Below are 22,765 nucleotides of genomic sequence, written 5' to 3' on the forward strand. Positions count from 1 at the left end.
GTGCGGGACTGGTACTGTCATCGCTTGCTGCGGCCCTTGCGATGGCGCTCGGCCAAGCGCATTGGAAGGCGATTCGCAGCGCCGCTTCCTACGACTATTAATCCAAACGTGGATTTCATGACAGAGAAAGCTTCGGCAGAAGCCGCGATGTCTGCTTTGTTTGACGACTGAAAAGATGTTTTCTCATCTGGCCACCTTCGAGGTATAGGGGCTCCGGAAAATTGCCGCGCATTTGCGGAAGCTAACTAGATCTTTCCGCTTTAATTGTCGGCTAGCAAACGCACCGGTACGTCCAGAATATCTGAAAGAACAGCCAGCTCGAGGCCATGAGGCTCTGCTCCTTGCTCAATTGCCGCAAGCCGCACCTTGGTAATTCCAGCGTCGGCCGCAACATCATGCTGCGACTGCCCCGATGACTCGCGGAATGCCCGGACAGCAGTTGCGCCATCTTCAATGGCCGCGGTGACAGGAGCAGGGACTTGGAAATCGGTGTCTCTTTTAGTCATCACCCTCAAGACCTCTCGGTAAAGCTTCGGATGCGTCTCGCTCCAGCCTAGCAGCCCGAAGCCGCGCAGTCTTCTCTGCCGTGGCTTCCTTCTGCGATGCCGCACCGGATCCCGTGCCCCGCAATTCTTCCATTTCGGCGGACGGACGGAAATGCTTGTTTGCAGCCCTGACGGCTGCTGACTCTTTGTCAGCCAATTCAACTATCCGTGTGAGTTAACATATTGTTAGCATACAACAATCCGTCAGCTACGTCTCGTACATGCCGTGGAAGGAGTGCGCGCGAATTACGGACATCAGAAGCGAGGCGGCTTAGCCCATACTCTCATGGGAGTGTCGGGTCTTGTTCACCAGCCTCTTCTCGTCCGCTATTGCGCGGTCAACCGCTTCAATCATCGTCTGAACATTGACCAACTCACTGATAGTCGCGGTGCTAGTGATGCTGATAGCCAGGCTCCGACGTTCGTTTACCAGCTGATTGCGGACCTTTTGCAATGCATCTTCGTATTCACGAGATTTATCATTGGCCATGGCAATCTTCCAATTTGATCGCTTGCCTGAGCTGCGAAGAGGCTGGCAGCGAGTAGGCTTGACGGCCAATCCTGCCGTCGCGCAAATCTGATGCGCCGCCGCTCAAGCGCAAACCGGCGACACCTCTTGAGGGGATGTCGCCGGCAGATCGCACCTGCTTCAGCGCTGACACTGGAGTACCCTTAGGCGCTGGTGATGAAGCTTAACCGATCTGTCCTGCCTGAAACTTGCGCCGCAGGGCACAAGCTCATACGTATTCGGGTACCCGATGCTTTGACACAGTTCGGGACGGACTAGGTTCGTTCTCGCAGTCCCGCCAGATTCAGACGTCTCGCCTCTTCTGCAAGGGCGACGTAGTGCGCCAAAGCCCTAGCCATATCGAATGGTGGAGGATTGTCCCGGCGCCAGAGAGGATGAGGATTATCGTTTGCGCTGATCATTCATTGATCACATAGCAGCCGCGACAAATCGTCAACCCGCAACCGTTGCACTGCACACAATGACTGCCGCATCTAGAAATCGAGTGAGACCAGGTTCATTCCGTGGTGCTTCGCAAGCTTTTCAGCATAGCAGTAAGCCGCTCGATTTCACCACGATGCAGTTTCGCACTGGCGTCGTGCTCTGACGACGCCAGCAAGATTCGTCTGCGTGCGAGCTCACCCTCGATATAATCAATTAGCGCTGCCACAACTTGCCCTTCGCAAGAGAACCAATTCGCAGATCATGTCGCACGGATTTGCCGGGGTCCAGCGGAAACCCCTATAAACCAAGGGAACTACCTGCAACATGGGTGCGACATAGCAGAATGATTCGATTGGCTTAAGCCATTGAAATGGTTGGTAATCCCGGCTGGATTTGAACCAGTGACCCTCAGATTAGGAATCTGCCGCATGCACGGAGCGCCCATGATCTCGAGGGCAATGCCGGCTCGCGCCCAGAAGGTGGGCGTAGCGGCCTGATACCCAATGGGGCGCCGGTTCAATCTCTAGGTGCCCATATCTCGCAGCAGTGGAAAGCGAAGTCCACTTTGTCGAATACGATACTCCGTCGCACCGAGACATCGACGCCAACACTCCCGTCTCCGACGTCCGCCCATGTCGAACAATGCTTCTAGGGCAAGCACGCATCTACTTGCCATGACGGGTTGAAACCCGGCCGGAGTGGTTCACAAGCGCTTTTGATCAGCTATCATCAGGCGTGAGCGCTGCGTCTAAGCGATCTATCGTCGCAATAGGCGCCTCAATTCTTCGATCAAGTGAGCTCTTTCGTATTGTTTGGGCTGTCTCATCCGATCGCTGTGGAAATCTCGGCATCAGGCTTCCAGGATCAGACCCGGTCCGAGGCAGCCATATTTACAGCGCTACCCCGGTGACCAAGGAGACGCACGAGTTCGACTGCACGGACTCGGATTTCCAAGTTGCCTTGAAAGTTGGTTCCGGCCGCGTGGGCCTCGCAGACTGCCGGATTGAGCGGAGCAGAAGGATAGACCGGATGCCGTGGCGACCGGTTGGTCGCCATCGATCCCGCTATTGGAGGACGCGGACAGGAAAAGGCGTTCTTGTCCGAAGCGGCTTCGTTATGTTCTCCGTAGAGTTCCATAGACGATGTTCCGGTTATCGCCATACCAGACCTCGGTCTCGTATGCGTTCCGATCGACGCTGGCGTCGATGATCCGCCACATGTCGTCCGCCGACCGGAGAATGAGCGGCCAGTCCATGAATGCCTCCATGTAGCCGTCCGACGTTATCTCGTCGCTGAAATTGGCGAACAGGACGGTTCCGCCCGGACGCAGCATCTCGACAAGACGCTGCATCAGCTTCACGGCCGTCTTCTCCTGGAGGTAGTCGTACAGTCCGGATGCATAGACAAGATCGAACGTCCCGAGCTTATACGAGCGGCGAAGCAGGCCGAGAACGGATCCGTTCATCGGACTGACGACGGTCCCGCTCAGATCACGCGTCATCGTTCCGACGCTGATCGGATCCTGGTCGAGCGCTACCCATCGCTTTATCCGCCCGGTCGAGAGATTGCGGCCGATGCCGGCTTCCCTCAGATGACCCGCCGCCACCGCGAGGATTTCCGCCGGTTCTTCCAGACGTTCCGCCGTCTCGTCCACGAACCGGGCGAGGATTTCGCATCTCTCCCGTCCGGCGGCGCAGGCCGGCACGTCCGAGGTGTAGTCGTAGATCTCCCGGCCGAGCGGGGTGCAGTCCGTCAGCAGGTGATCCATGCTCGGATGCTTGTAGTAGATGTCGAGCAGGCCCGCATCGCCCGAATAGCCCCGAGGCTTGGTGAACGACCAGTTCGTCAGCGGATCCTGCTGCAGAAATTCCATGACCGGATGCGTCTGCGCGGCCACTATCAGCTTCTGCCATACCGCCACGGTCGACCCCCTGCGTAGCAGGTGGAGCTCACCTGCCAGTCTGGAAACTACCCCCTCGATCCGACCTCCTTCCTGGAAACCGCTACGGGCAAGCTCCAGAATCAAAAGCAACTGCGCGACTGCTTCTCGCAATTCGACGCTGTCCTGAGCATCGACTTCTACTGATGGACGGGCTCGGTGGACAAGGTCGGAAGTAATAAGGCTTTCGCCATCAAGAGTAATTGCTGTTCTGCTCATTGAATACATGTCCCTAAGGTTGCCATAGGAACAATTTAATTCAAATTTTACCTTTTGAGCTTGCCAAATGCGAACTTGGTTAATGGGAGGCTGCTACCATTTGCATCCACCTTTTCACCGCTCGGTAATGATCGTATCTTAATAGTCAGGCGTAAGGACTACCGTCGGCAAACCGCTCCCGCATTCCGGAAGAGCCTTGGAAGGATCACCCTTGGCGCTCTCGCTACGGACCGGAGGGGAGCTGGCAGAGCCGAGCGACGAGGACCTCGTAAGCCGGGTCGAGCGCGCCCTTCTGCATCCCCGGTGGGGAGCGGCGGATCCGTTGCTGGACCGCATGTTCGAGGACAGCACGGAAGCGACCGACAGGATCGCCGTCAGTCGCGGGGTGCGAGCTGCCGTTCTGTGCTTCGCCGCCTTCGGGCTCTTCGATCTCTGGTTGTTTCCGGATCTGGGCACGTCCGGCTTCTTCACGCGGGTCGTTGTCGGGCTGTTCTTTCTCGGTCTGATCGAGATCCAAACCGCCGGCGGTTACCCCCTTCGGACGATAAATCTCGTCTGCGCCACCGGCCTCGTGGTGGCGTCGTTCGCCTGGCTCGAGGTCATGCGCCGCACGGCCTATCAGGAGAGGTTCGTCCACTTTCTGGTGTTTGGCACCGTTTTCGTGATCAGCTCGAGCCTGTTCTTCAGATTCCGCTTTTTGATCGGAGCAACGTGCTCGTCGGTCATCACGCTGCTCTTCTGCCTGACGGCCGCGACGGCACACGTGCCGGATACCAGCAGGTTCGTTGTCGTGGCATACTTCGTGAACTTCCTCGGGTTCTCCCTCTACCTCTCGTGGCAGCTTGCGACCGAGCGGTATGTGACTTTCCTGAACGCCACCCAAGCCCGCCTCAACGAGACGGCGGTCCGCGAGAAGGGGCGGCAGCTGTCCCGGATCGCCAACACCGACCATCTCACCGGTTTAAGGAACCGGCGGGCCGTGGTGCAGGAGTACGGGGCATTCCGCGAGCGATGGATGACGGAACATCGACCGATCGGGGTGCTGCTGATCGACGTCGACCATTTCAAGATGTTCAACGACCATTACGGCCACCAGTCCGGCGACAACTGCCTGGTGGATGTCGGTAGAGCGCTGCAGAGGGCAGCTTCCGCAGGCGGGGCCGTCCTTGGCCGCTACGGCGGCGAGGAGTTTCTCGCCTTCTGCCACGTCGAAGACGAGAAGGTGCTCTTCGGGCTTGCCGAGAAGATGCGGGATGCCGTGTCGTCGCTTGTCGTTCCCCATTCCCAACGCCCCGACGGCATCGAGATCGTGACGGTGAGCATCGGGGTCAGCATGACCCGCAGGAATGCCAGTCCCGATCTCGATCGGCTTAGCGGTGAAGCCGACAAGGCGCTGTATTCGGCAAAGGCCGGGGGGCGGAACCGGACCCACGTCTTCGATCCGGTTGTCCCCCTGAGTCTCAACGAGGAGCAGCTCATCGCGGAATTGCTGTCGAGCGCTTTGGATGGAGGGCTGCTTTCGATGGTCTATCAGCCGATCATCGGTCTTGCCCACGGACAGGTTCATTCGGTCGAAGCCTTGATGCGGCTGCGCGATCATCAGGGTGCATCGATCAGCCCCGCCGTGTTCATCCCGGTCGCCGAGCGGACGGGGATCATCGTCGAATTAGGCCGGTGGGCCGTTCGCAGGGCATGCCTGGAGGTCCTGGCGGCCGGCATCGCGAATCATGTTTCCGTCAACGTCTCGGCAGTACAGCTGCGGGCGCACGGCTTTCCGCTCTACATCGCCGAGGTGCTTGAGGAGTTCGGGCTTGAACCTTCCGCACTGGCCCTCGAGGTGACCGAAGGTGCCGACATTTTGTCCGATGACGGGATCCTCGAAGCGATAGGTGCGCTCAAGGATCTGGGCATCCAGGTCTGGCTGGACGATTTCGGTACCGGCTATGCCGGACTGTCCTGGCTGCAGACCATCGATTTCGACGTGGTGAAGGTGGATCGATCTTTCCTGCATCATACGGACACCCGGGAAGGTGCGCTGTTCCTGCAGGACATCCTCCGACTACTCAGTAACCGCGGCGTGTCTATCGTCGTGGAAGGGGTGGAGACCGAGGAACAACTGACCTTTCTCAAGCAGAACCGGGTGCCGACCGCGCAAGGCTTCCATCTCGCAAGGCCTGTCCCGGCAACGAGACTGGCTCGAACTTAGCCCGATAGAAGTTACTCGATGCTGCCTCCGACAGGTGTCGTAAACCGAATCCTCCGGGGCCGGAGTCAGTTCGAAGGCAACGGGATGCTCGCGCCATCGTCATGTGCCGGCTGGGCGCGTGACTTCAGGATCGTTCCGGTCTCTTCGGCACTTGCGGGCCTTCCGAAGAGATATCCCTGGCCGAGCTTGCAGCCCATCCGCTGCAGCTTCGAAGCCTGAGCTTCCGTCTCGATGCCCTCTGCGACGATCCGCAGGTCGAGCCTGGCAGCGATCATGATCAGTGCCTCGACTATCACCTCGCTCGCCAGATCGCTGTCGATGCCGTCGATGAAGGACTTGTCGATCTTGATGACGTCCACCGGAAAGGTCAGCAGGTGCGTCAGCGAAGCGAAGCCCGTCCCGAAATCGTCGAGGGCGACCAGCATGCCCTGCTGCTTAAGGCGCTCTACCGAAGCGACGATGCCACTCGTCATCCCGTCCATGAAGACCGCCTCGGTCACCTCGAGCACGACGTGCCGCAATGGAACGCCGGCTCGGCCGAACGCCTTCGTGATCCTCTGTTCGAGATCCTGACGCTCGAAGTCGACGGCCGACAGATTGATGCCGACATGCTGGAAAGCGACCCCGTCGTCGAGCCACTTCCGTATGTCCGAAGCGACTTGGCGCAGCATCTGGTCCGTCAGGCGCATCGCGATCGCCGGATCCGAGAATGCCGCCTGGAAACGTCCGGCCGGAACGATTGTCCCTGCAGGATCCCTCAAGCGCGAAAGAGCTTCGAGACCGATGACCTTCCTGCCGTCAAGCATGACCAGGGGCTGGTAGTGCGTCGACATCCGTCCTTCGGTCAACGCCGTCGAGACCATTCCGAGCACGTCGGCTTTGGTCGCGACAGCGGTCCGCATGCCCTCGTCGAAGGCCACGTACCCACCTTGATGGGTTTCCTTGGCCCTGCGGAGTGCGAGGCTGGCATCACGACTTATGGAATGCATCTCGACATCGCCGTCGGTAGAGAGCGCGCCTCCGATCGATATGGTGACCTCCGGTAGCCGCCCGTCTGCCGTCGCCGTCCGGATGGCTGAAAGCAGACGTTCGGCCAGCGCAGCGAGATCGGCGTGCGATCCGCGGGTCGTGTCGACTACCGCGAACTCGTCTCCCCCGATCCGGTAGACGTCCTGGTCTGCGATTTCAGCCTGCAGGCAATGGGCTACACCACGGATGAAATCGTCCGCTGCGTCATGGCCGGAAGTGTCGTTGACGGCCGCAAATTCGTCGATGTCCAGCAAGAGGAGCGCCAGATGTGCGTGATGCGTACTCTGGAGCCGGGCCAACACGTCCCTGAAGCACCTGCGATTAGGTAGCCCGGTAAGCTGATCGTAGAAGGCCAGTCGGTGGGCTCGCTTCTGCGTCAGCGCCAGCTCTGCAGCCACGCCGGACGGACGGGCATCGACGTCTTTCGGATCGGTGGTCACGGGCCTTCCTCGACTGATGAACGATCAGACATCAGGAACTGAGGCGCGGCAAGCGTCAGCCTGCGACCCGCACCTGATTCCGTCCAGCGCGCTTCGCTCCATATAGCGCGACGTCCGCCGCGTTCACCAAGGCACGGCCTGATAGAGGACGTCCTCTTTCCCCGAAATCGGCGGAAGCCACACCGATGCTGACGGTAACGAAACCGTCGATCCCCAATGGATGGCGGAGCGCCTTTTCACGGACTGCAACGACGCAGCGACGGGCAGCTTCCGCGGCATCGTGCTCCCCGAAACCTGGGAGAACTGCGGCGAACTCTTCACCACCGTAACGCGATACATGGCCGTCCTCGCCCGTTGCCTCTTTCAATGCGACCGCAACGGCCCGGAGCGCATCGTCGCCGGCCTGATGTCCGAGACTGTCGTTGAAGCTCTTGAACCGGTCTACATCGATCATTAGGACTGAGACGGTACTCGAGGCCGCCTCCTGCCGCAGGACGGCCTCGGACAAGGCATGGTCGAAACTGCGCCTGTTCGGCAATCCCGTCAGCGCGTCGAGGCCGGAAAGCGCCTCCAAGCGAAGATTCGCCTCACCCAGCTGGACGCGAAGCCGCTCGCTTTCCGCCAAAGCCTGATGAAGTTCTTCCTCTGTGCGCTTCTGCTTGGTGATGTCCATGCTGACGGCGAGAAGGCGCAAGGCGCGACCATCCTCCGTCCGCTCGACGATCTTCCCCCGGCTGAAGATCCATCGCGACTCGCCGTTTTTTGCCGCGACACGGTAGGCAGCCTCGAAGAACTCTGTCTCTCCGGCTTCGAGAGCATCGAGCGCCTGGGCAACGACGGCTTTGTCCCGGGGGTCGACGATGTCCCACGGCACTGCGTTGTCGGGGGCATCCTGATCCGAGAAGCCGAGGACGGTTTTCCAGTGTTGCGACCGCCATACCCGCTCGGTGCCGAAATCCAGTTCCCAGATCCACTGGCCGGCGATGTTCATCGCGAATTCCGCCTTGGCACCGCGCCGAACGCGAGGTTGCAGCGGAACAAGCGGAATGATGTTGGTATTCTCCGTCATCGCACCGACCTGTAGCTCTTCAATCCGAGCGAGAGCGAAGCATGTCACGGCGGACCGCCAGGTGAAAGCTGAGGAAGGCTGCGCTCGCGCCTTCTTACCTGGACTGGCAACTAATGCGTGATGATGTTGCGCACCTGCCGCAACCTGTTCGTGGCGTTGGCTTCCTGTGGGAGGAGGCACCTTCGATGCGGTCAGGATCTTGTCGAGAGGCGGGTAGATCGGGAGGGGGGAGGGTGCCACCGTTGGCAGTCGGGCTCGCCGAATTGGGTGCGTGCTGGCTTGAACGTGGACACTCGGCGGCTAGGCAAGCCGAAATGACGACAGACCTGGTGGAGGATCCGCTGTCAGAGGCCTGAAGCGAGGTATCCAAGCATCGCGGTGAACAGCCCAAGTCCAAGAATGCTGCGGAACGCGATCATCCGAACGACCATCGCGACGTGGCCTGATTTCCAGATGCATGCGAGGCCGGCCATAAGGACGGACGTCGTGGCAAGGAGAAAGAGGCCCCTGATGAAGATCGCCTGTCCCGACTCGTTCTGTTCGACCGCGATAACGAAGGCTGCCACCGTCAACATCATTCCGAAATCCAGACCGACTTCCCATCTCGTCGCCAGCCTGCGATGCGAATCGATGAAGGCCTGCGTCGCCGCCGTGCCGAGGTTCACTCGCCGGGCGAAGAGTGCGAGAAACGCGACGAGGAGGAGAGGTACGATCGCTAGATGTGGTGCGAAGGCTGACATGCGACTATCCGCTATAAGGTCGATAGCCAGACATTGGACGAAGGGTATTGATGGATTGATACGGCAGCTTCACGTCTTTCAATCAAATCGAAGCCGATGCCACGGATCAGTCGAGATAGCGTTACGCCGACGGAGCTTGCTGCGCATCCACCGATGCCATTTCCCAAGGGGGGAGCCGGGCCGCAGGATGATCAGTTCAGGCTGCCCGTAAGAAGAAGCATACCGGACAGCGACCGTCTGATCATGCCCCATTGCGCAAAATGAAGGTTTTCGATCTCGGACCGGTCAGCTCGACAACGCCGTAGTGACGTCCGTCCGCCGAAATCCTGGCGAACAAGGCCTTCACATCAGCTTTTGGCCCTTTGATCAGCTGAAGGACACTCGACCGATCGACGGACAGAATGCCTGTAATGCCATGTTGACGGTTTCAGTCCGCCGAGGACGTGATGATGGCATCGACTTCGTTGGTCGTCGTGATCGAAACAAGCGTGCTGGCGTATCTGATGCGTATGAACATGCCGGCCCTGATTTAAGGTTCAAGGGAAGCATGGGGAGACGTGAAGACGGCAAGGATGCTCCCACATCGGTGCGTCGAATTCTCGCGCCGCCGGAACGCTTGGAAGTAGATTCTGATTGATCACCGATATGTCGCAGCAGGCAGTGAGCAGATCTTGCAGAACTTCCATCTTCCCAGAACCGTCGATTTCTTTCTAGACGAGCTGGCCGACACCGACGAGGCGAGTCTTATTGCCTTAATGATCGAGTGCATCGAGTGGCGCATCGGCATCGACACGATTGCGCATGAAGTCCGGGCCCCGTCAGCGAGGACCGTGTGGAACGCTCTCGTCGACGTAGAGATCGATATCGTCATGGCTGCATATGCCCGACTGGCCGCCGAGCGCCGATCCCGTGTCGGCAGTGGCGACGGCAATGGCAACCTGTATTGACGAAGCTGCGCTACCTGACGCACCGATCAAGCGACTGACTGCGTAAGCATCTGGAAAGACACATGTCGTAAGTTTACGCTCAGTTGAACCGCGGGGCGATACGATGACATGCGACGGCTGCACGACGGCGAGGAAACTGGATTTCGATTTTTCCATGGCCTTCCAGCCGATATACGATGCGGTCGCAGAACGAGTGTGGGGATACGAAGCGCTAGTACGGGGCACTGCCGGTGAGGGCGCGTACGCGGTTCTTTCACGGGTCGGGGAGGATCAGCGTTACCGTTTCGACCAGGATTGCCGAGTGAAGGCGATACAGCTGGCCTCCCGCCTGTTTCCCGCCGGCGAGGACCTCAAGCTCTCGATCAATTTCATGCCAAACGCGGTCTACGAGCCGGCGGCTTGCCTTAGGGTCACGTTGCTGGCAGCCAGTCGCTTCGAGTTTCCGCTGTCCTCGATCATGTTCGAGTTCACTGAAGACGAGAAGGTGTGTGATACCCGGCATCTGACGAACATCATCACCGAATACCGCAAGCACGGTTTCACGACGGCCATCGACGACTTTGGCGCCGGGCATGCGGGCCTCGGGCTTCTCGTCGAATTCCAGCCCGATCTGATCAAGATCGACATGAAGCTGCTGCGCGGCATCGATACCAGTATTCCAAGACAGGCGGTCGTCGCCGGCATCGTCGGCATTGCCCGGCACCTGGGGATCACGGTGTTGGCGGAAGGTGTCGAGACTGCAGCGGAGTTTCTGATCCTGAAAGCTGCCGGAATTCGGTTGTTCCAAGGCTACTGGTTCGCGAGGCCGGCGTTCGAAACGCTGCCGCAGGTTGACTTCGGTGATGGGAAAACGCGGCTTTCGGCGTAGTCCGGTCGCAGAAGTCAACAATGTCCAGTCACGCCGACATTCAAAACGCTCTCCTGCAGATGTTGGATGACGAAGACCTAAGGCAGGTCGCCTCGAAGCTCCGATTCGAGCTGTTGCCTCGAGGGACGTTGCTGCAGAGATCCGGCGCGTCGACCCGTGCTTTCCGTTTCCTGGACGAGGGTTTCGCGACTATCGTCACCGACGTCGAGGGGATCGGGGTCGGTACCGCCGCCATCGGACCGGAAGAGGTGATCGGCGAAGGCTTCCTTCATGACGTCGGCGATCCTCGAAGCACCACGACGATGCAAGTCGACGGAAATGGCTGGCGCCTTTCGGTAAAAGATTTCGGTGTCTTGGATGGCATGATCCCGGACCTGCGGAAAACGATGCTGCTGTTCTCCCACACGCTGACGAACCAGGTGATGCATTCGGTGCTTGCTGCGACACGTTTCAAAGTTCGCAACCGGCTGGGCCGGTGTCTGCTGATGTGCCATGACCGCGTCACCGGTGACACGTTGCAGATCACCCATCTCGCCCTTTCCGACCTGTTGGGAGTGCGGCGGGCAAGCGTCATGACCGATCTACAGAAGCTGGAAGGCGAAGGACTGACCAGATCCAACCGTGCCGCCGTCGTCTTCGTCGATCGACCCGGTCTGATCGACGCGGCGGACGGATGCTACGGCGGGCCGGAGATCGAGTATCGGCGAGTGTTCGAACGATGGGCCGACGCCCTGACAGGGGCTGAGGAGAGATAGGCTTGGACCAGCCTCGGCATGCAGTAGCGAGATCCTTCGGCAATAGCGTCGTCGAGACATCCGAAGGGTGCTGGTACAAAGATTATTAAGATCAGGCGCTTATCAATAAGTTCGGGAGCTGACCGAACATGACTGGCATCATAAGATCACGTCTCGGCAGTGGGCTGAGCCTCGTAGGCTGGCTGCGGTCCTTCGTGATCATGGTCTGCGCGGCCCTGACCGTGGCATTCGTCTACTACGAGTGGTCGACTCGCGAATCCCTGTTCCGGAAGGCCGAAAATGACGCTTTGATGTTGTCCACGTCGCTCGGCCAGCACGCTCAGGACACGTTCGAGATGGCCGACGTGCTAATGACAGCGGCATCCGCCCGGATTGCCGTGAGCGATCGGTCCCTGGCCGATCTCTATGTCATCGACGATGCCTTGGCAGAGCAGCTCCGGCAGGCGTGGCGCATCCGCAGCATAATGGCTTTCGACGAGAACGGGCGGCAATTCGTCTCGTCCCAGCCGCAGGTGCAGGACTGGTTCGATCTCTCGAGAACCGACGCGTTCGATTATCATGCCGTTCACACGGAAAACGGTCTTCGCATTGGTACGCCCGTCCGGAGTCCGACGAACGACGACTGGATTGTTCCCATCACGCGCCGTCTGCAGAAACCGGACGGTACTTTCGGCGGCAGCATGGTGGCTACCATCCGCATCAACTATTTCGTCGGGTTCTACAAAACCTTCGGGGATGCCGCCGGCTCCATCATCTCGCTCCTGTCCAAGGATGGGATTCTCCTCGCACGCTATCCGCTGATCGAGCCGATGATCGGTCGCAACTTTGCGGGCGACCTCTGGAAATCGGATGTCACGAAAAAGCGGTCCGGCACCTTGCGCAATTCGTCGCCGGTGGACGGCGTCGCCCGCTTCAACGGCTTCACCAATGTCGCGGACTACCCACTTGTCGTGTTCGTCGGTGTGGGCCGCGACGCCGTGACCGAAGTCTGGCTGCGGGATGCGGTGATGCCCCTGATCGCTGCGATCGGCCTGATCGCACTTTTCGGACTCCTCGGCATGAAACTCGTCAAACACGTGCGTCTGCGCCAGGAATCGCAGATGGCGCTCATGCTGCTTGCGCGGACTGACGGACTGACCGGTCTGATGAACCGTCGATCGTTCGACGAGGCGATGGGCAAGGCTTGGATCACGACCACGCCGACGAAGCCGGTTTCACTTCTGTTGCTGGACGTTGATCACTTCAAGGCCTTCAACGATGCATACGGTCATCCGGCCGGCGACAGCTGCCTGCGATTGGTCGCTTCCTCGATGACGGAGACCGTCTACAAGCCCGCCGACCGCGTTGCGCGCTATGGGGGAGAGGAGTTCGCGGTCCTCTTGCCGGATACGAATGAAGCGAGTGCCCTCATCGTCGCCGAGCGGATCAGGGTCTCGATCGAGCAACTCGGGATTCCGAACCGAGACAGCGCGGTCAAGCCGTTCGTCACGGTCAGCATAGGGATATCGACGCATCGCCCGAGCGAGGGCGCACGAAACACCGTAGACGAATTCCTGAAGGATGCTGACCGGGCATTGTACAAGGCCAAGCTGCTCGGACGGAACCAGATCCAGACCTCCAGCCTGTATGCCGTCCCGAGGCGGCCTCCTTCAGGGTCGGCGTCCCAAGGGTGATGAAGGAGACGGCCTTGCTCGATCCTCCGTTCTGCTCCATCCGATCTTTCAGCCGATCGACCCGGTCGGGCCCCTGTCCGCCACCGTCATTTCGCTATCGAAGGCAGGGAGCGCCTCCGGCACCGATCGTCCCTACAACGACCGTACGTGAACCGGCCTGAGTCTCTCGAACAATTCTTCAGGCCGATGCTTCCGGGGCATGTTCGACTTCCTACAAAGCACCAGACAGCTTGCTTCAGGATTATTCACCGGCCGGTGGGAGCCCGCCGGGTAGCAGCAGGCTCCATTTCAACGACCCCCTCGAGCTCGAAGATAAGCCCGGCAGGTGCGTAGGTCAGTTTGGCGACTCCACGGAAATAGCTGGCGACCATTCTTTCCATCAGCCGTGTTCCGAACCCCTTGCGCTCCGGTTGCGCGACGGATGGACCATCCGTTTCCTGCCACCGGAAGCAGAATTCGCCACCGGGTCGCCTGTCCCACGAGATCCCGACCTTGCCTTCGGTGACGGACAGGGCCCCATATTTCAGGGCATTCGTCGCGAGCTCGTGAACTGCGAGAGACAATCCGAGGACCTGGTCGGAGTTGAGCAACGCGGGGCCACCGATGATCGCGATTCGATCATCACCGCTTTGATGAGGCAACAGGGCCGACATGACGACCTCACGGATGTCGGCCTCGTTCCGCGTCGTCTGCGTCAGGATATCCTGGGCGGAGGACAGTGCTTGCAGCCGGCCGGCGATAGCGTCGCGACCTTCCTCGAGGGTCCTTGCAGTCCGGAAGGTCTGCGCCACGATCGCCTGCACGACTGCCAGGGAGTTCTTCATCCGATGGGAGAGCTCCATCGTAAGTTCCAGCCGCTGCTGTTCGGCCGCCCGCTCCTCGGTTCGATCACGCATGATCTTGAGGTAACCCACATGCCGCCCGGCAGAGTCCCGCAGGGGCATCATCTCTCCTGACCCCCAGAACCGACTGCCATCCTCGCGCATGTGCCAACGCTCGTCGATCGCACGCCCGTCTTCCCTGGCGCCTTTGCGCTCCCGGTCAGGAACTCCCATGGATCGATCCTCGGGGGTGAAGATGACGTCGATCGGTCGGCCGAGGATTGCGGCATCGGTCCATCCGAGCACATTCTCCGCTCCGACGCTCCATGACGTCGTCGTGCCGTAGAGATCCGAGCAGACGATGGCGAAGTCGACGGCGCTGTCGACGATTTGGCGGTGGCGGGTCTCCAGCGCACGCGATCTGCCGAGCGCCCGGCGGAGCTCCAGCTGCGTCTGCGCCTGCTTCGCCAGAAGCGACAGCGTCCGGATCTGATCGGTAGTGAGCTCGCGTGGCACATAGTCGAGCACGCAGACGGTACCTATAGGCATGCCCTCCGGCGTCTTCATCACGGCACCGGCATAGAAGCGGAGGCCGGGTTCCCCGACGACCAGGGGATTGCAGTCGAACCGGGGGTCCTTCAGTGCGTCGGGAACGACGATGAGATCCTCGGCGAGGATGGCGTGCGTGCAGAACGCGCCGTCGATCGGCGTCTCCCGGACCCCGAGACCGACCTCCGACATGAAGAACTGACGATGGGTGTCTACGAGATTGACCACGGCGATCGGCGTCCCGCACACCTGGGAAGCGATCAGGGCGATATCGTCGAAGTCGGCTTCCCTCGGCGCGTCCAGGATACCGTAGCTGTCCAGAGCTGCCGAGCGCTCGGCTTCGGGCCAGCTCGACCTCGAGATGGGAATCACGGAACTCAATGGTGTCTCCAGAGCAATCTGGAAGCGTTCTAACACCAAAACATCGATTTCACATGATCTCGGGAACCTCGTCGCGAGCTTTCCGAAGCCCCAAGCATGTGGTGCATGGCCCCGCTGCCAGAACAGGCGACCTAATCGACAGGTACGATCAGCACGCAGCGGAGCCCCCGCCAGTCGAAGTCCATGACAGCCCTGCCATCGAGTTCACCCTCGATGCTCGCCACTACCAGTCGAGTTCCAAAACCTTTCCGGGTAGGCTCTTCCAGGATCGGCCTGCCGCTTTCGGTCCAATGGAATTCGAGGCTGCGTCGTCCACCGATTTCCTGGATGCTCCATGCAATGTTCAGACGACCGCCGGGGATCGAAAGTCCGCCATGCTTTGCGGCATTCATCACGAGCTCATGGAAGACCATTCCGAGCGCGAGAGCGATGCGGGAGGGCAGTTCGAAATCCTCGCCGACCAGCTCGGCCTGGCCGGCGGAATAGGGCTTCAGCTCGTTCTCCAGGATCTCTCGGAGGCTGGCCTGTTCCCAGCCGGCGCGGGTGAGTACGTTATGCGTGGCCGACAGGGCCAGGAGACGAGCCTCGAAGTCGGCATGGAACTGCCCCATCGACGTGGCATGCCTTGCCGTCTGGCGCGATATGGACTGGACCGTCGCCAGCGTATTCTTGACCCGATGATTCAGCTCGTCGATCAGAAGGCGCTGCCGCCTTTCGCTTGTCTCGAGCTCGACGAAGGCTTTCCGACGATCAGTCACGTCGAGTACGACACCGACCATGCGGACTGGACGCCCGTTGCGTGTGTGTACCGTCCGACCTCTCGCGTTGACCCAGTTCCTGCCGGAAGCCAGGGGATACTCGATGTCGTAGTCCGTACCCGTTTCGACGGCGTGCGCCAGCTGTCTTTCGCGCTCCGCACGGCTGTCGGGCGCGATTCTGGCCAGAGCTTCGGCATAGGTCAGACCGTCTTCGGAGGAAAGGCCGAAGATCCTCTTTCCCTTCGATGATATCCGAAGCTCTCTGGTCCTGAGATCCAGCTCCCAGTAGCCGACGCCGCCGGCCTCCAATGCCGCCAGCACGTCGTCGCGCTGGTCATTAAGACTGGCCATGATCGCCAGGAACAGAAGCAGGATCGTCAGCGCGGCGACGGCGACCGCCAAGGCGATCGGCGGTGCCCCTTGGGAGACGGGCGCCGGTTGGGTGAGAAGGGTCAGCCGCAGGGCCGACATCGCGGTATAGTGCATGCCGACGATAGCCAAGCCCAAAATCACCGAGGCGACGATCTGGGAACCAGCCGAACGCGCTTTTCCGGCCACGAAGAGCGCAGCGGTCGAGGCGGCGACGGCGATCAGCAATGACACCCCGACCAGGCGGAAGTCGTATCCGAAAAAGACGGCCGTCTTGAGCGCGGCCATGCCGAGGTAGTGCATTCCGCAAATGCCGGCCCCCATCACCGCACCGGCTGCGAAGATCCGTCGTCGCGTGATGTTGTGGCCGGCCACGAAAAAGAACGCGCCTGCGGTTGATCCGACCGCCAGCACAAACGACAGCGCGGTCAGGCTCGGATCGTAGCTCACTGCGGATCCCGGATCGAATCCGAGCATGGCGACGAAATGCATCGACCAGATGCTGATGCCCATCGCCAGGGCCGCGGTCGCCAGCCACCCTGTCCGTGCTCGTCCTACATTCCTTCCGACACGACGGAAGATGTCGAGCGCAGTCCAGGATCCGAATACCGCGATCACGATGGAAAGGACGATGAAGATCGGGTCGTGGTGTGTATGATGCATTACGTCCTTCCGCCGTGTTCGCCGCCATTCTTAGCTGCGGCTCGGGTGAGCGGATAGAAGCAATCGGGAGTGGCGGGTTGAGCCTGGCGGTTCCGCCAGTCCCCAAGCCCCCTCATGGCCATCGGCACCGCCGAGAGATCAGGATCGCGGTGGGCCTGGCATCATGCAGCCCGTCACCACGCAGAATGGCAACGACCGACAGAATCGGTATTGCTGAGCTTTCCGCAGGGATGCTCGAGAACCAACCGGATGGATCTGAAGAGCTTGGTTCGAGGTTACGTCACCGAAAGTCATCATTATTTAATACGATCATAAGCATCGTGGCTATCAAACCGCAGGCTGGTGGGAAATCCGCATGAACGACCTGCAGCGCGAGCACCGACGCCTAGAAGCGTTGCATGCGCTCGAAATCATATCTTCCGGACGCGATCCGGCAATGGATCAGATATGTGCGCTGGCATGCGATATCTTCAGCGTCCCCGTTGCCGTCGTGACGCTGCTGGACGCCGAACACCAGTGGCTCAAAGCGCGGTGCGGTCTCGACGTCGAGTCCACGCCACGAGGGGTGGCGTTCTGTAACTACACCATCCAGTCCGACGATGTCCTTGTCGTTCCGAACGCTCTCGAAGATAAGCGTTTTGCCTCGAACCCTCTGGTGACCGATGGTTTGAAGATCCGCTTCTATGCCGGTGCTCCCCTCGAGCTGGAGCCGGGCATCCGGCTCGGAGCCCTGTGCCTGATCGACTACGAACCTCGATCGTTTTCCGAGCAGGATCGCCATCGCCTTGCCCAGCTGGCGCTGCTGGTGGTGAGCCAGATACGGCTCCATGCCGCGAATCTCGAGCTGAAGACGAAGGCGGAGCAGCTGGAAGCGCGCCAGGCCGAACTGGAGTGGACGGCCACGCACGACGGCCTTACCCGGCTGCCCAACCGTTCGCTCTTCCAGGAAAATCTTCAGGCGGCCGTCGAAACTCCCGAAACAGGTGTCGGCGGCTTGATGATCATCGACTTGGACGAGTTCAAGCAGATCAACGACACGCTCGGACACGAAGCTGGAGACGCTCTCCTCGTCGCTGTCGGCGAACGTCTGTCGTCGCTCGTCGAGGCTCCGGCCATCGTGGCTCGGCTCGGCGGCGACGAGTTCGCGATCCTCACCCCGGACGTTCCCGACGTGACGAAGCTGCTCGAGCTTGCGGAGAGCGTCACCAGGGAAGTCAGTCAGCCGGTCCAACATGACCGCTACAGCTTCAACTGCACCGCGAGCGTCGGAATCGCTGTCTTTCCGGATCATGCCTGCACGCCAACCGAGGTCCTCCGAAGTGCGGACCTCGCTCTGTACACGGCGAAGGGCGAAGGGCGTAACAGGGCGGTCCTCTACTATTCCGAACTCAGGGATCGCTTCCAAGAACGTGTCGACGTCCTCGACCGCGCACGCCATGCCCTCGAGAACAAGGCGATCATCCCCTATTACCAGCCCAAGGTCCCGTTGATAACGGGCGAGGTCGTGGGCTTCGAAGCACTGCTTCGCTGGCGCGATCCGATCCTCGGAATACAGCCGCCGAAGACGATCTGGGAAGCTTTCAGCGATCCTGTCCTTTCCATCGCGATCGGTCATCGGATGCGCCAGATGGTGTTTGCCGATATGGTGGAATGGACGAAGCTGGGCGTCGCCTTCGGAGCGGTTGCGATCAACGTGTCCGCCGCAGAGTTCACCCGGGGAGACTTCGCGAAGCATATCCTGGACAGCCTCGATGCAGCCAGCTTGCCGACAGACGTCCTCGAGCTAGAAGTCACGGAAACCGTCTTTCTCGGCGACGGATCGGGCGTTATCGGCGAAGCACTTTCGCAGCTGAGCGATGCCGGCATAGGCTTGTCGCTCGACGACTTCGGCACCGGCTATGCGTCGTTGACGCATCTCCGCCAGTTTCCGGTCGGGTGGCTCAAGGTCGACCGGTCGTTCATCTCCGACATGACCCAGTCACGCGAGTCGGCGTCGATCGTCGGTACCGTCATCGAACTCTCGCACAGCCTCGACATCGGTGTCGTCGCCGAGGGGATCGAGACCATGGAACAGTTGGACATGCTGAAGGCATGGAACTGCGAAGTCGGGCAGGGTTACCTCTTCGGCAAGCCCATGGAGGCCGGTCTCGTTCCGGGGATGCTGGCGACGTGGTCATTCCCGGAGGCAAAGGAATACCGCAGGGCTTGAAGCCCGGCATGCCTGCGAAAGCGTGTGCAGGTGCAGCATTAACCGCGCCTTGACGCTTCGGTAGCAGACTGCCCGCCGGGGTGGAAAGTCAAATGCTCAGTGTCGATATTGATCTAATCGGAGTGCCGGCCTTCGTGATCGACGTAGGCGAGAATGGCGGACTTCGCCTGGCTGCGATCAACCGAGCCGACGAGCTGGCGACAGGACTGCGGGCATCTGACGTGGTTGGGCGCCCAATCGAGGAATTCCTCCCGCCCGATGTGGCGGCTCATGTCATCGCCCGGTATTCTGAATGCGTCGTCAAACGTGCGTTCCACGAATACGACGAGATGCTTCGGATACCCGGAAATACACGCTGGTGGCGCACGACCTTGACGCCATTGCTCGAGCCTACGACTGGCAGAGTGGTGCGCATCGTCGGGATTTCCGTCGAGATCACGGAGAGGAAGCAGACAGAGGACTACTTGAAGGAGACGGCCTTTCTCGATGCTTTGACCAGTCTGGCGAACCGGCGTCGTTTTGAAATCGATATCGAGGATTCCATGGCCGAAGCCGTCTACACCGGACGCGGATTCGGCATCGCCGTCATCGACCTCGACGGCTTCAAGCCCATCAACGACAGGTACGGACACCGCCGCGGCGACGACGTGCTGCGGCACGTCGGGTCGCTTCTGAAGCTGGCGGCCCGCGGGAATGAGATCGCCGCACGCATAGGCGGAGACGAGTTCGCCATGCGGTTTGCAGCCAAGTCTGAAACGGAGCTGAACGGAAAGGTCGATGCGCTCAGGATGCTGCTCGACCGAAGCCTGAACGTCGCCGACATCGAGGTCGGGGTGGGAGCGAGCGTCGGATCGGCGATGTGGGCCGGTTGCCAGTCCTTCGGCGAACTCTTCGACATCGCCGACGCCGACATGTATCGCCGCAAGGCGCTCAGGAAATCGATGGCGGCCTGAGCAGCGACTCCTTCTGTGACGTCCGGGACCAGGGCGTCGCATGCGCGACGTCCAAGAAGACGCCGCCGTTCGGCAGATCGCCGGCAAAGACGCTTGCATCGCCGGACGTGACGACGATCGTCACGGGTGGCCACCGGTCGCGGACGGTATGAGCGAGTTTTAAGGCATCCTTTATCCACGGCGCCTTCATATCCACGAAATGGACGCGTACGTCTTCGTGCCGCTCGAGCACGGTGATGGCAGCGTCGGCATCGCACGTGCCGTACGCCGCGAACCCCGCCTCGGCTTTCGAAGGCTGTTCATGAGGACGAACGGCTCGCTTTCGACGACAAGGACAGCGTATCTCGGCATCAAAACCTCCCTGCGACCTAGCAGCGAGTTAGAAGGAAGAATTCGCAAGACCGTCGTCATGATCTCCAGTCTCGACGAGAAAAGGCTGGGCTATGCGTTGGGTGCGACCGACTACCTGGTGAAGCCGGTCGAATGGGACAAGCTAAAAGGCGTCATGGATCGCTTTCGTGAACCGCCCGGCGGATTGGTCCTTGCAGTCGACGACGATGTGGACACGCTCGCCCGCTACGGTACGATGCTCCGCAAGCTCGGGTTCGAATTCGCCTCCGCCGCGAATGGTCGACTTGGGCTGGAAACAGTCGCGGAACGACGGCCCGACCTTATCCTCCTCGACCTCAACATGCCGGTGATGGACGGGTTCGACTTCCTTGAAGAACTTCGTGCCAAGGTCGAATGGGCGGACATTCCGGTCGTTGTCCTGTCTTCGATGGACCTGACGAACGAAGAGCGCAGCACGCTCAACGCCGCGGCAGATCAGGTTCTGTCGAAGGGTGAGATGTCCTTGCGACAGTTGGCGGCTCGAATCCGAGATGTGTTGCCGGCACCCGCGCTCGCGGACCCAGAGACATGACGGTGAGGAATGCCTGAAGCATAACCGATTGCCTGCTCTCGGGCGCCTTTATCGCGTGTCGCCGACGACCGGAAGCACTCGCTTCGACCACCGCAGCGCATGCAGCTCGGAAGTCGCACTATCATGCGCCGGACCATCGCTTCAGGACGACCGATGCGTTGACACCGCCGAAGCCGAAAGCGTTCGACAACGCAAATCGGGCGTCGGAGTGGCGGGTCGTGGTGCCGATCAGATCGAGACCTTCTGCCGTTTTGTCCGGAGCCTCCAGGTTCAGATTAGGTGGAAGCAGACCGTCCCGTAGCGCAAGCAGCGAGACGATCGTTTCGAATACGCCGGCCGCACCCAGCAGATGGCCCGTCGCTGATTTGGTCGACGAAATCGCGGGTCCTTTTCCGCTGCCAAAGACGGTCCGGATCGCGGCGAGTTCGCTTGCATCGCCGATCGGAGTCGAGGTGGCATGCGCATTGATGTAATCGACTTCTTCAGGGTCAATACGCGCCATATTCAGAGCAAGGCTCATGGCCCTCCGTGCGCCATCACCATCTGATCGTGCCGCCGTTAGGTGATGGGCATCGGCCGTGGTCCCGTAGCCCAGGATTTCCCCGAGCGGTACAGCTCCCCGTTCCAGCGCATGGTCCAGACTTTCCAGAACGACCATGCCGGCTCCCTCTGCCATCACGAACCCGTCCCTCGACTGGTCGAAGGGTCGGGAGGCGGCTTCCGGACGATCGTTGAAGCCGGTGGACAAGGCTCGCGCTGCCCCGAAGCTGCCGAGGGTTACCCGATCGATGCATGCTTCCGACCCGCCGCACACGGCAACATCGGCTTCGCCGCTGCGGATCAGCCGCATACCGTCGCCGATGGCCTGAACGCTGGCGGCGCAGGCCGTCACGGGGGCGCCGATGGGCCCCTTGAACCCGTATCGTATGGAGACCTGTCCAGCCGCGTGATTGATGAGGAAGGACGACACCGTGTAGGGAGACAATCGCGCCGCTCCCCGCTCCCGCACCGTATCCACGGCATTCAGCATGCTGTGGAATCCGCCGATGCCGGACGCGATGATCGTTGCCGTCCGCTCCTTGCCGATCGCATCCGGTACCCAGCCGGATTGTTCTATGGCCTGACGAGCGGCCTCGAGAGCGAAATGGATGAAACGGTCCGTCCTGCGCTGATCCTTGACCGAGACAACCTTATCGACATCGAAGCCGCAGGTGCCCTCGGCTATTGAAGGGACGATTCCCGCGACCTTGGACCCGACGTCGGTCACGGACGGATCGGAAAGACGCCGAATGCCCGATCGACCCGCGACGAGCCGTTTCCAGGCTGTTTCGACACCGACGCCTAGCGGGGATACCACCCCCATACCCGTGAACACGATGCGGCCTCGACGATCAGATGTCATCAGATATGCCGTCTACTGGTGCGTCTTTACGATCGCTGATCAACTTGCCAACCGGCCTCGCCTGGTTTCGGAAGCGCACGAAACCGATGACCAGCGTCTCTACCTCTTCGGAGCCCGTCGGTCGAGGCTACGAAGGGTAGCGACTGCCGCCTGTATGCCGACGCTCAGATGATGGTGTCGAGGAACCTGACTTTGTTTGGCGAGCGGTAATCGAGCCGTTTCTCGAGTGCCTGCAACAAGAACGACAGCTCGCGTTCCCGGTGTTCGTCTTCGGGTGCCAGCCATCGCAGATCGCGGCGAACCTCGGCCATGGCCGTCAGCCCCCCGAGCGAGAGGATCATCTGCCCCGCGGTGAC

At 60.4% G+C, this 22,765-nt stretch carries 18 protein-coding genes and 1 pseudogene; 8 read left to right on the plus strand and 11 right to left on the minus strand.

The window, feature by feature from the left end; all coding sequences use genetic code 11:
• Window positions 1-260: 260 nt before the first annotated feature.
• The 3 genes from ACZLZY_RS24070 to ACZLZY_RS24080 form a co-directional block, all read right to left on the minus strand.
• Window positions 261-506 carry a helix-turn-helix domain-containing protein gene (locus tag ACZLZY_RS24070; protein ID WP_472936469.1) on the minus strand — a complete coding sequence of 82 codons (246 nt, stop codon included), beginning with the start codon at window positions 504-506 and terminating at the stop codon, window positions 261-263.
• Between the two features lie 310 nt (window positions 507-816).
• Window positions 817-1,035: a hypothetical protein gene (locus ACZLZY_RS24075; protein ID WP_472936431.1), complete on the minus strand. Its 219-nt coding sequence runs from the start codon at window positions 1,033-1,035 to the stop codon at window positions 817-819.
• A 1,576-nt stretch (window positions 1,036-2,611) separates the two neighbouring features.
• Window positions 2,612-3,655: a class I SAM-dependent methyltransferase gene (locus tag ACZLZY_RS24080; protein WP_472936430.1), complete on the minus strand. Its 1,044-nt coding sequence runs from the start codon at window positions 3,653-3,655 to the stop codon at window positions 2,612-2,614.
• A gap of 211 nt (window positions 3,656-3,866) precedes the next feature.
• Between ACZLZY_RS24080 and ACZLZY_RS24085 the strand changes: the two genes are divergently transcribed.
• Window positions 3,867-5,861 (plus strand): putative bifunctional diguanylate cyclase/phosphodiesterase, encoded by a 1,995-nt coding sequence (locus ACZLZY_RS24085; protein ID WP_472936429.1) that lies wholly within the window; start codon window positions 3,867-3,869, stop codon window positions 5,859-5,861.
• Between the two features lie 65 nt (window positions 5,862-5,926).
• On the opposite strand, the gene ACZLZY_RS24090 is transcribed toward ACZLZY_RS24085, so the two are convergent.
• From ACZLZY_RS24090 to ACZLZY_RS24105, 4 genes and pseudogenes are all read right to left on the minus strand, one after another.
• Window positions 5,927-7,330: a putative bifunctional diguanylate cyclase/phosphodiesterase gene (locus tag ACZLZY_RS24090; RefSeq protein WP_472936428.1), complete on the minus strand. Its 1,404-nt coding sequence runs from the start codon at window positions 7,328-7,330 to the stop codon at window positions 5,927-5,929.
• A gap of 55 nt (window positions 7,331-7,385) precedes the next feature.
• Window positions 7,386-8,399: a sensor domain-containing diguanylate cyclase gene (locus ACZLZY_RS24095; RefSeq protein WP_472936427.1), complete on the minus strand. Its 1,014-nt coding sequence runs from the start codon at window positions 8,397-8,399 to the stop codon at window positions 7,386-7,388.
• Between the two features lie 344 nt (window positions 8,400-8,743).
• Window positions 8,744-9,139, minus strand: a complete 396-nt coding sequence (locus ACZLZY_RS24100) for a hypothetical protein (protein WP_472936426.1) — start codon at window positions 9,137-9,139, stop codon at window positions 8,744-8,746.
• Between the two features lie 241 nt (window positions 9,140-9,380).
• A pseudogene (locus tag ACZLZY_RS24105) lies at window positions 9,381-9,554 on the minus strand (BLUF domain-containing protein); the annotation flags it as partial.
• A gap of 256 nt (window positions 9,555-9,810) precedes the next feature.
• Between ACZLZY_RS24105 and ACZLZY_RS24110 the strand changes: the two are divergent.
• The 4 genes from ACZLZY_RS24110 to ACZLZY_RS24125 all read left to right on the plus strand — a co-directional run bounded on the left by ACZLZY_RS24110 (window position 9,811) and on the right by ACZLZY_RS24125 (window position 13,382).
• Window positions 9,811-10,086: a hypothetical protein gene (locus ACZLZY_RS24110; RefSeq protein WP_472936425.1), complete on the plus strand. Its 276-nt coding sequence runs from the start codon at window positions 9,811-9,813 to the stop codon at window positions 10,084-10,086.
• A gap of 103 nt (window positions 10,087-10,189) precedes the next feature.
• Window positions 10,190-10,954 carry an EAL domain-containing protein gene (locus ACZLZY_RS24115; protein ID WP_472936424.1) on the plus strand — a complete coding sequence of 255 codons (765 nt, stop codon included), beginning with the start codon at window positions 10,190-10,192 and terminating at the stop codon, window positions 10,952-10,954.
• Between the two features lie 20 nt (window positions 10,955-10,974).
• Window positions 10,975-11,709: a Crp/Fnr family transcriptional regulator gene (locus ACZLZY_RS24120; RefSeq protein ID WP_472936423.1), complete on the plus strand. Its 735-nt coding sequence runs from the start codon at window positions 10,975-10,977 to the stop codon at window positions 11,707-11,709.
• A gap of 128 nt (window positions 11,710-11,837) precedes the next feature.
• Window positions 11,838-13,382: a sensor domain-containing diguanylate cyclase gene (locus ACZLZY_RS24125; protein WP_472936422.1), complete on the plus strand. Its 1,545-nt coding sequence runs from the start codon at window positions 11,838-11,840 to the stop codon at window positions 13,380-13,382.
• A 245-nt stretch (window positions 13,383-13,627) separates the two neighbouring features.
• On the opposite strand, the gene ACZLZY_RS24130 is transcribed toward ACZLZY_RS24125, so the two are convergent.
• Entirely contained in the window at window positions 13,628-15,169 is a 1,542-nt protein-coding gene (locus tag ACZLZY_RS24130; protein ID WP_496253606.1) for an HWE histidine kinase domain-containing protein, read from the minus strand.
• Window positions 15,170-15,264: 95 nt separating this feature from the next.
• Entirely contained in the window at window positions 15,265-16,923 is a 1,659-nt protein-coding gene (locus ACZLZY_RS24135) for an MHYT domain-containing protein (RefSeq protein WP_472936421.1), read from the minus strand.
• 355 nt (window positions 16,924-17,278) lie between these two features.
• On the opposite strand from ACZLZY_RS24135, the gene ACZLZY_RS24140 reads away from it, so the two are divergent.
• From ACZLZY_RS24140 to ACZLZY_RS24150, 3 genes are all read left to right on the plus strand, one after another.
• Window positions 17,279-19,132 carry an EAL domain-containing protein gene (locus ACZLZY_RS24140; protein ID WP_472936420.1) on the plus strand — a complete coding sequence of 618 codons (1,854 nt, stop codon included), beginning with the start codon at window positions 17,279-17,281 and terminating at the stop codon, window positions 19,130-19,132.
• Window positions 19,133-19,224: 92 nt separating this feature from the next.
• Window positions 19,225-20,085 carry a GGDEF domain-containing protein gene (locus ACZLZY_RS24145; protein ID WP_472936419.1) on the plus strand — a complete coding sequence of 287 codons (861 nt, stop codon included), beginning with the start codon at window positions 19,225-19,227 and terminating at the stop codon, window positions 20,083-20,085.
• A gap of 199 nt (window positions 20,086-20,284) precedes the next feature.
• Window positions 20,285-21,007 (plus strand): response regulator, encoded by a 723-nt coding sequence (locus ACZLZY_RS24150; protein ID WP_472936418.1) that lies wholly within the window; start codon window positions 20,285-20,287, stop codon window positions 21,005-21,007.
• Window positions 21,008-21,128: 121 nt separating this feature from the next.
• Here the strand turns inward: ACZLZY_RS24150 and fabF are convergent, their stop codons facing one another.
• On the minus strand, window positions 21,129-22,409 hold the full coding sequence (gene fabF / locus ACZLZY_RS24155; RefSeq protein ID WP_472936417.1) for a beta-ketoacyl-ACP synthase II: 1,281 nt from the start codon (window positions 22,407-22,409) through the stop codon (window positions 21,129-21,131).
• Window positions 22,410-22,573: 164 nt separating this feature from the next.
• A partial coding sequence (locus tag ACZLZY_RS24160; RefSeq protein WP_472936416.1) for a hypothetical protein occupies window positions 22,574-22,765 on the minus strand: 192 nt, incomplete at its 5' end.

It is taken from the genome of Mesocryomonas lacus (assembly GCF_055730135.2).

Bases quoted from the DNA above. Each gene is read 5' to 3' on its own strand.
- ACZLZY_RS24140 (WP_472936420.1), top strand. From the start codon at position 17,279: ATGAACGACCTGCAGCGCGAGCACCGACGCCTAGAAGCGTTGCATGCG.
- ACZLZY_RS24120 (WP_472936423.1), top strand. From the start codon at position 10,975: ATGTCCAGTCACGCCGACATTCAAAACGCTCTCCTGCAGATGTTGGAT.
- ACZLZY_RS24095 (WP_472936427.1), bottom strand. From the start codon at position 8,399: ATGACGGAGAATACCAACATCATTCCGCTTGTTCCGCTGCAACCTCGC.
- ACZLZY_RS24100 (WP_472936426.1), bottom strand. From the start codon at position 9,139: ATGTCAGCCTTCGCACCACATCTAGCGATCGTACCTCTCCTCCTCGTC.
- ACZLZY_RS24070 (WP_472936469.1), bottom strand. From the start codon at position 506: ATGACTAAAAGAGACACCGATTTCCAAGTCCCTGCTCCTGTCACCGCG.
- ACZLZY_RS24135 (WP_472936421.1), bottom strand. From the start codon at position 16,923: ATGCATCATACACACCACGACCCGATCTTCATCGTCCTTTCCATCGTG.
- ACZLZY_RS24150 (WP_472936418.1), top strand. From the start codon at position 20,285: ATGGACGCGTACGTCTTCGTGCCGCTCGAGCACGGTGATGGCAGCGTC.
- ACZLZY_RS24145 (WP_472936419.1), top strand. From the start codon at position 19,225: ATGCTCAGTGTCGATATTGATCTAATCGGAGTGCCGGCCTTCGTGATC.
- fabF (WP_472936417.1), bottom strand. From the start codon at position 22,409: ATGACATCTGATCGTCGAGGCCGCATCGTGTTCACGGGTATGGGGGTG.
- ACZLZY_RS24125 (WP_472936422.1), top strand. From the start codon at position 11,838: ATGACTGGCATCATAAGATCACGTCTCGGCAGTGGGCTGAGCCTCGTA.
- ACZLZY_RS24115 (WP_472936424.1), top strand. From the start codon at position 10,190: ATGACATGCGACGGCTGCACGACGGCGAGGAAACTGGATTTCGATTTT.
- ACZLZY_RS24080 (WP_472936430.1), bottom strand. From the start codon at position 3,655: ATGAGCAGAACAGCAATTACTCTTGATGGCGAAAGCCTTATTACTTCC.
- ACZLZY_RS24075 (WP_472936431.1), bottom strand. From the start codon at position 1,035: ATGGCCAATGATAAATCTCGTGAATACGAAGATGCATTGCAAAAGGTC.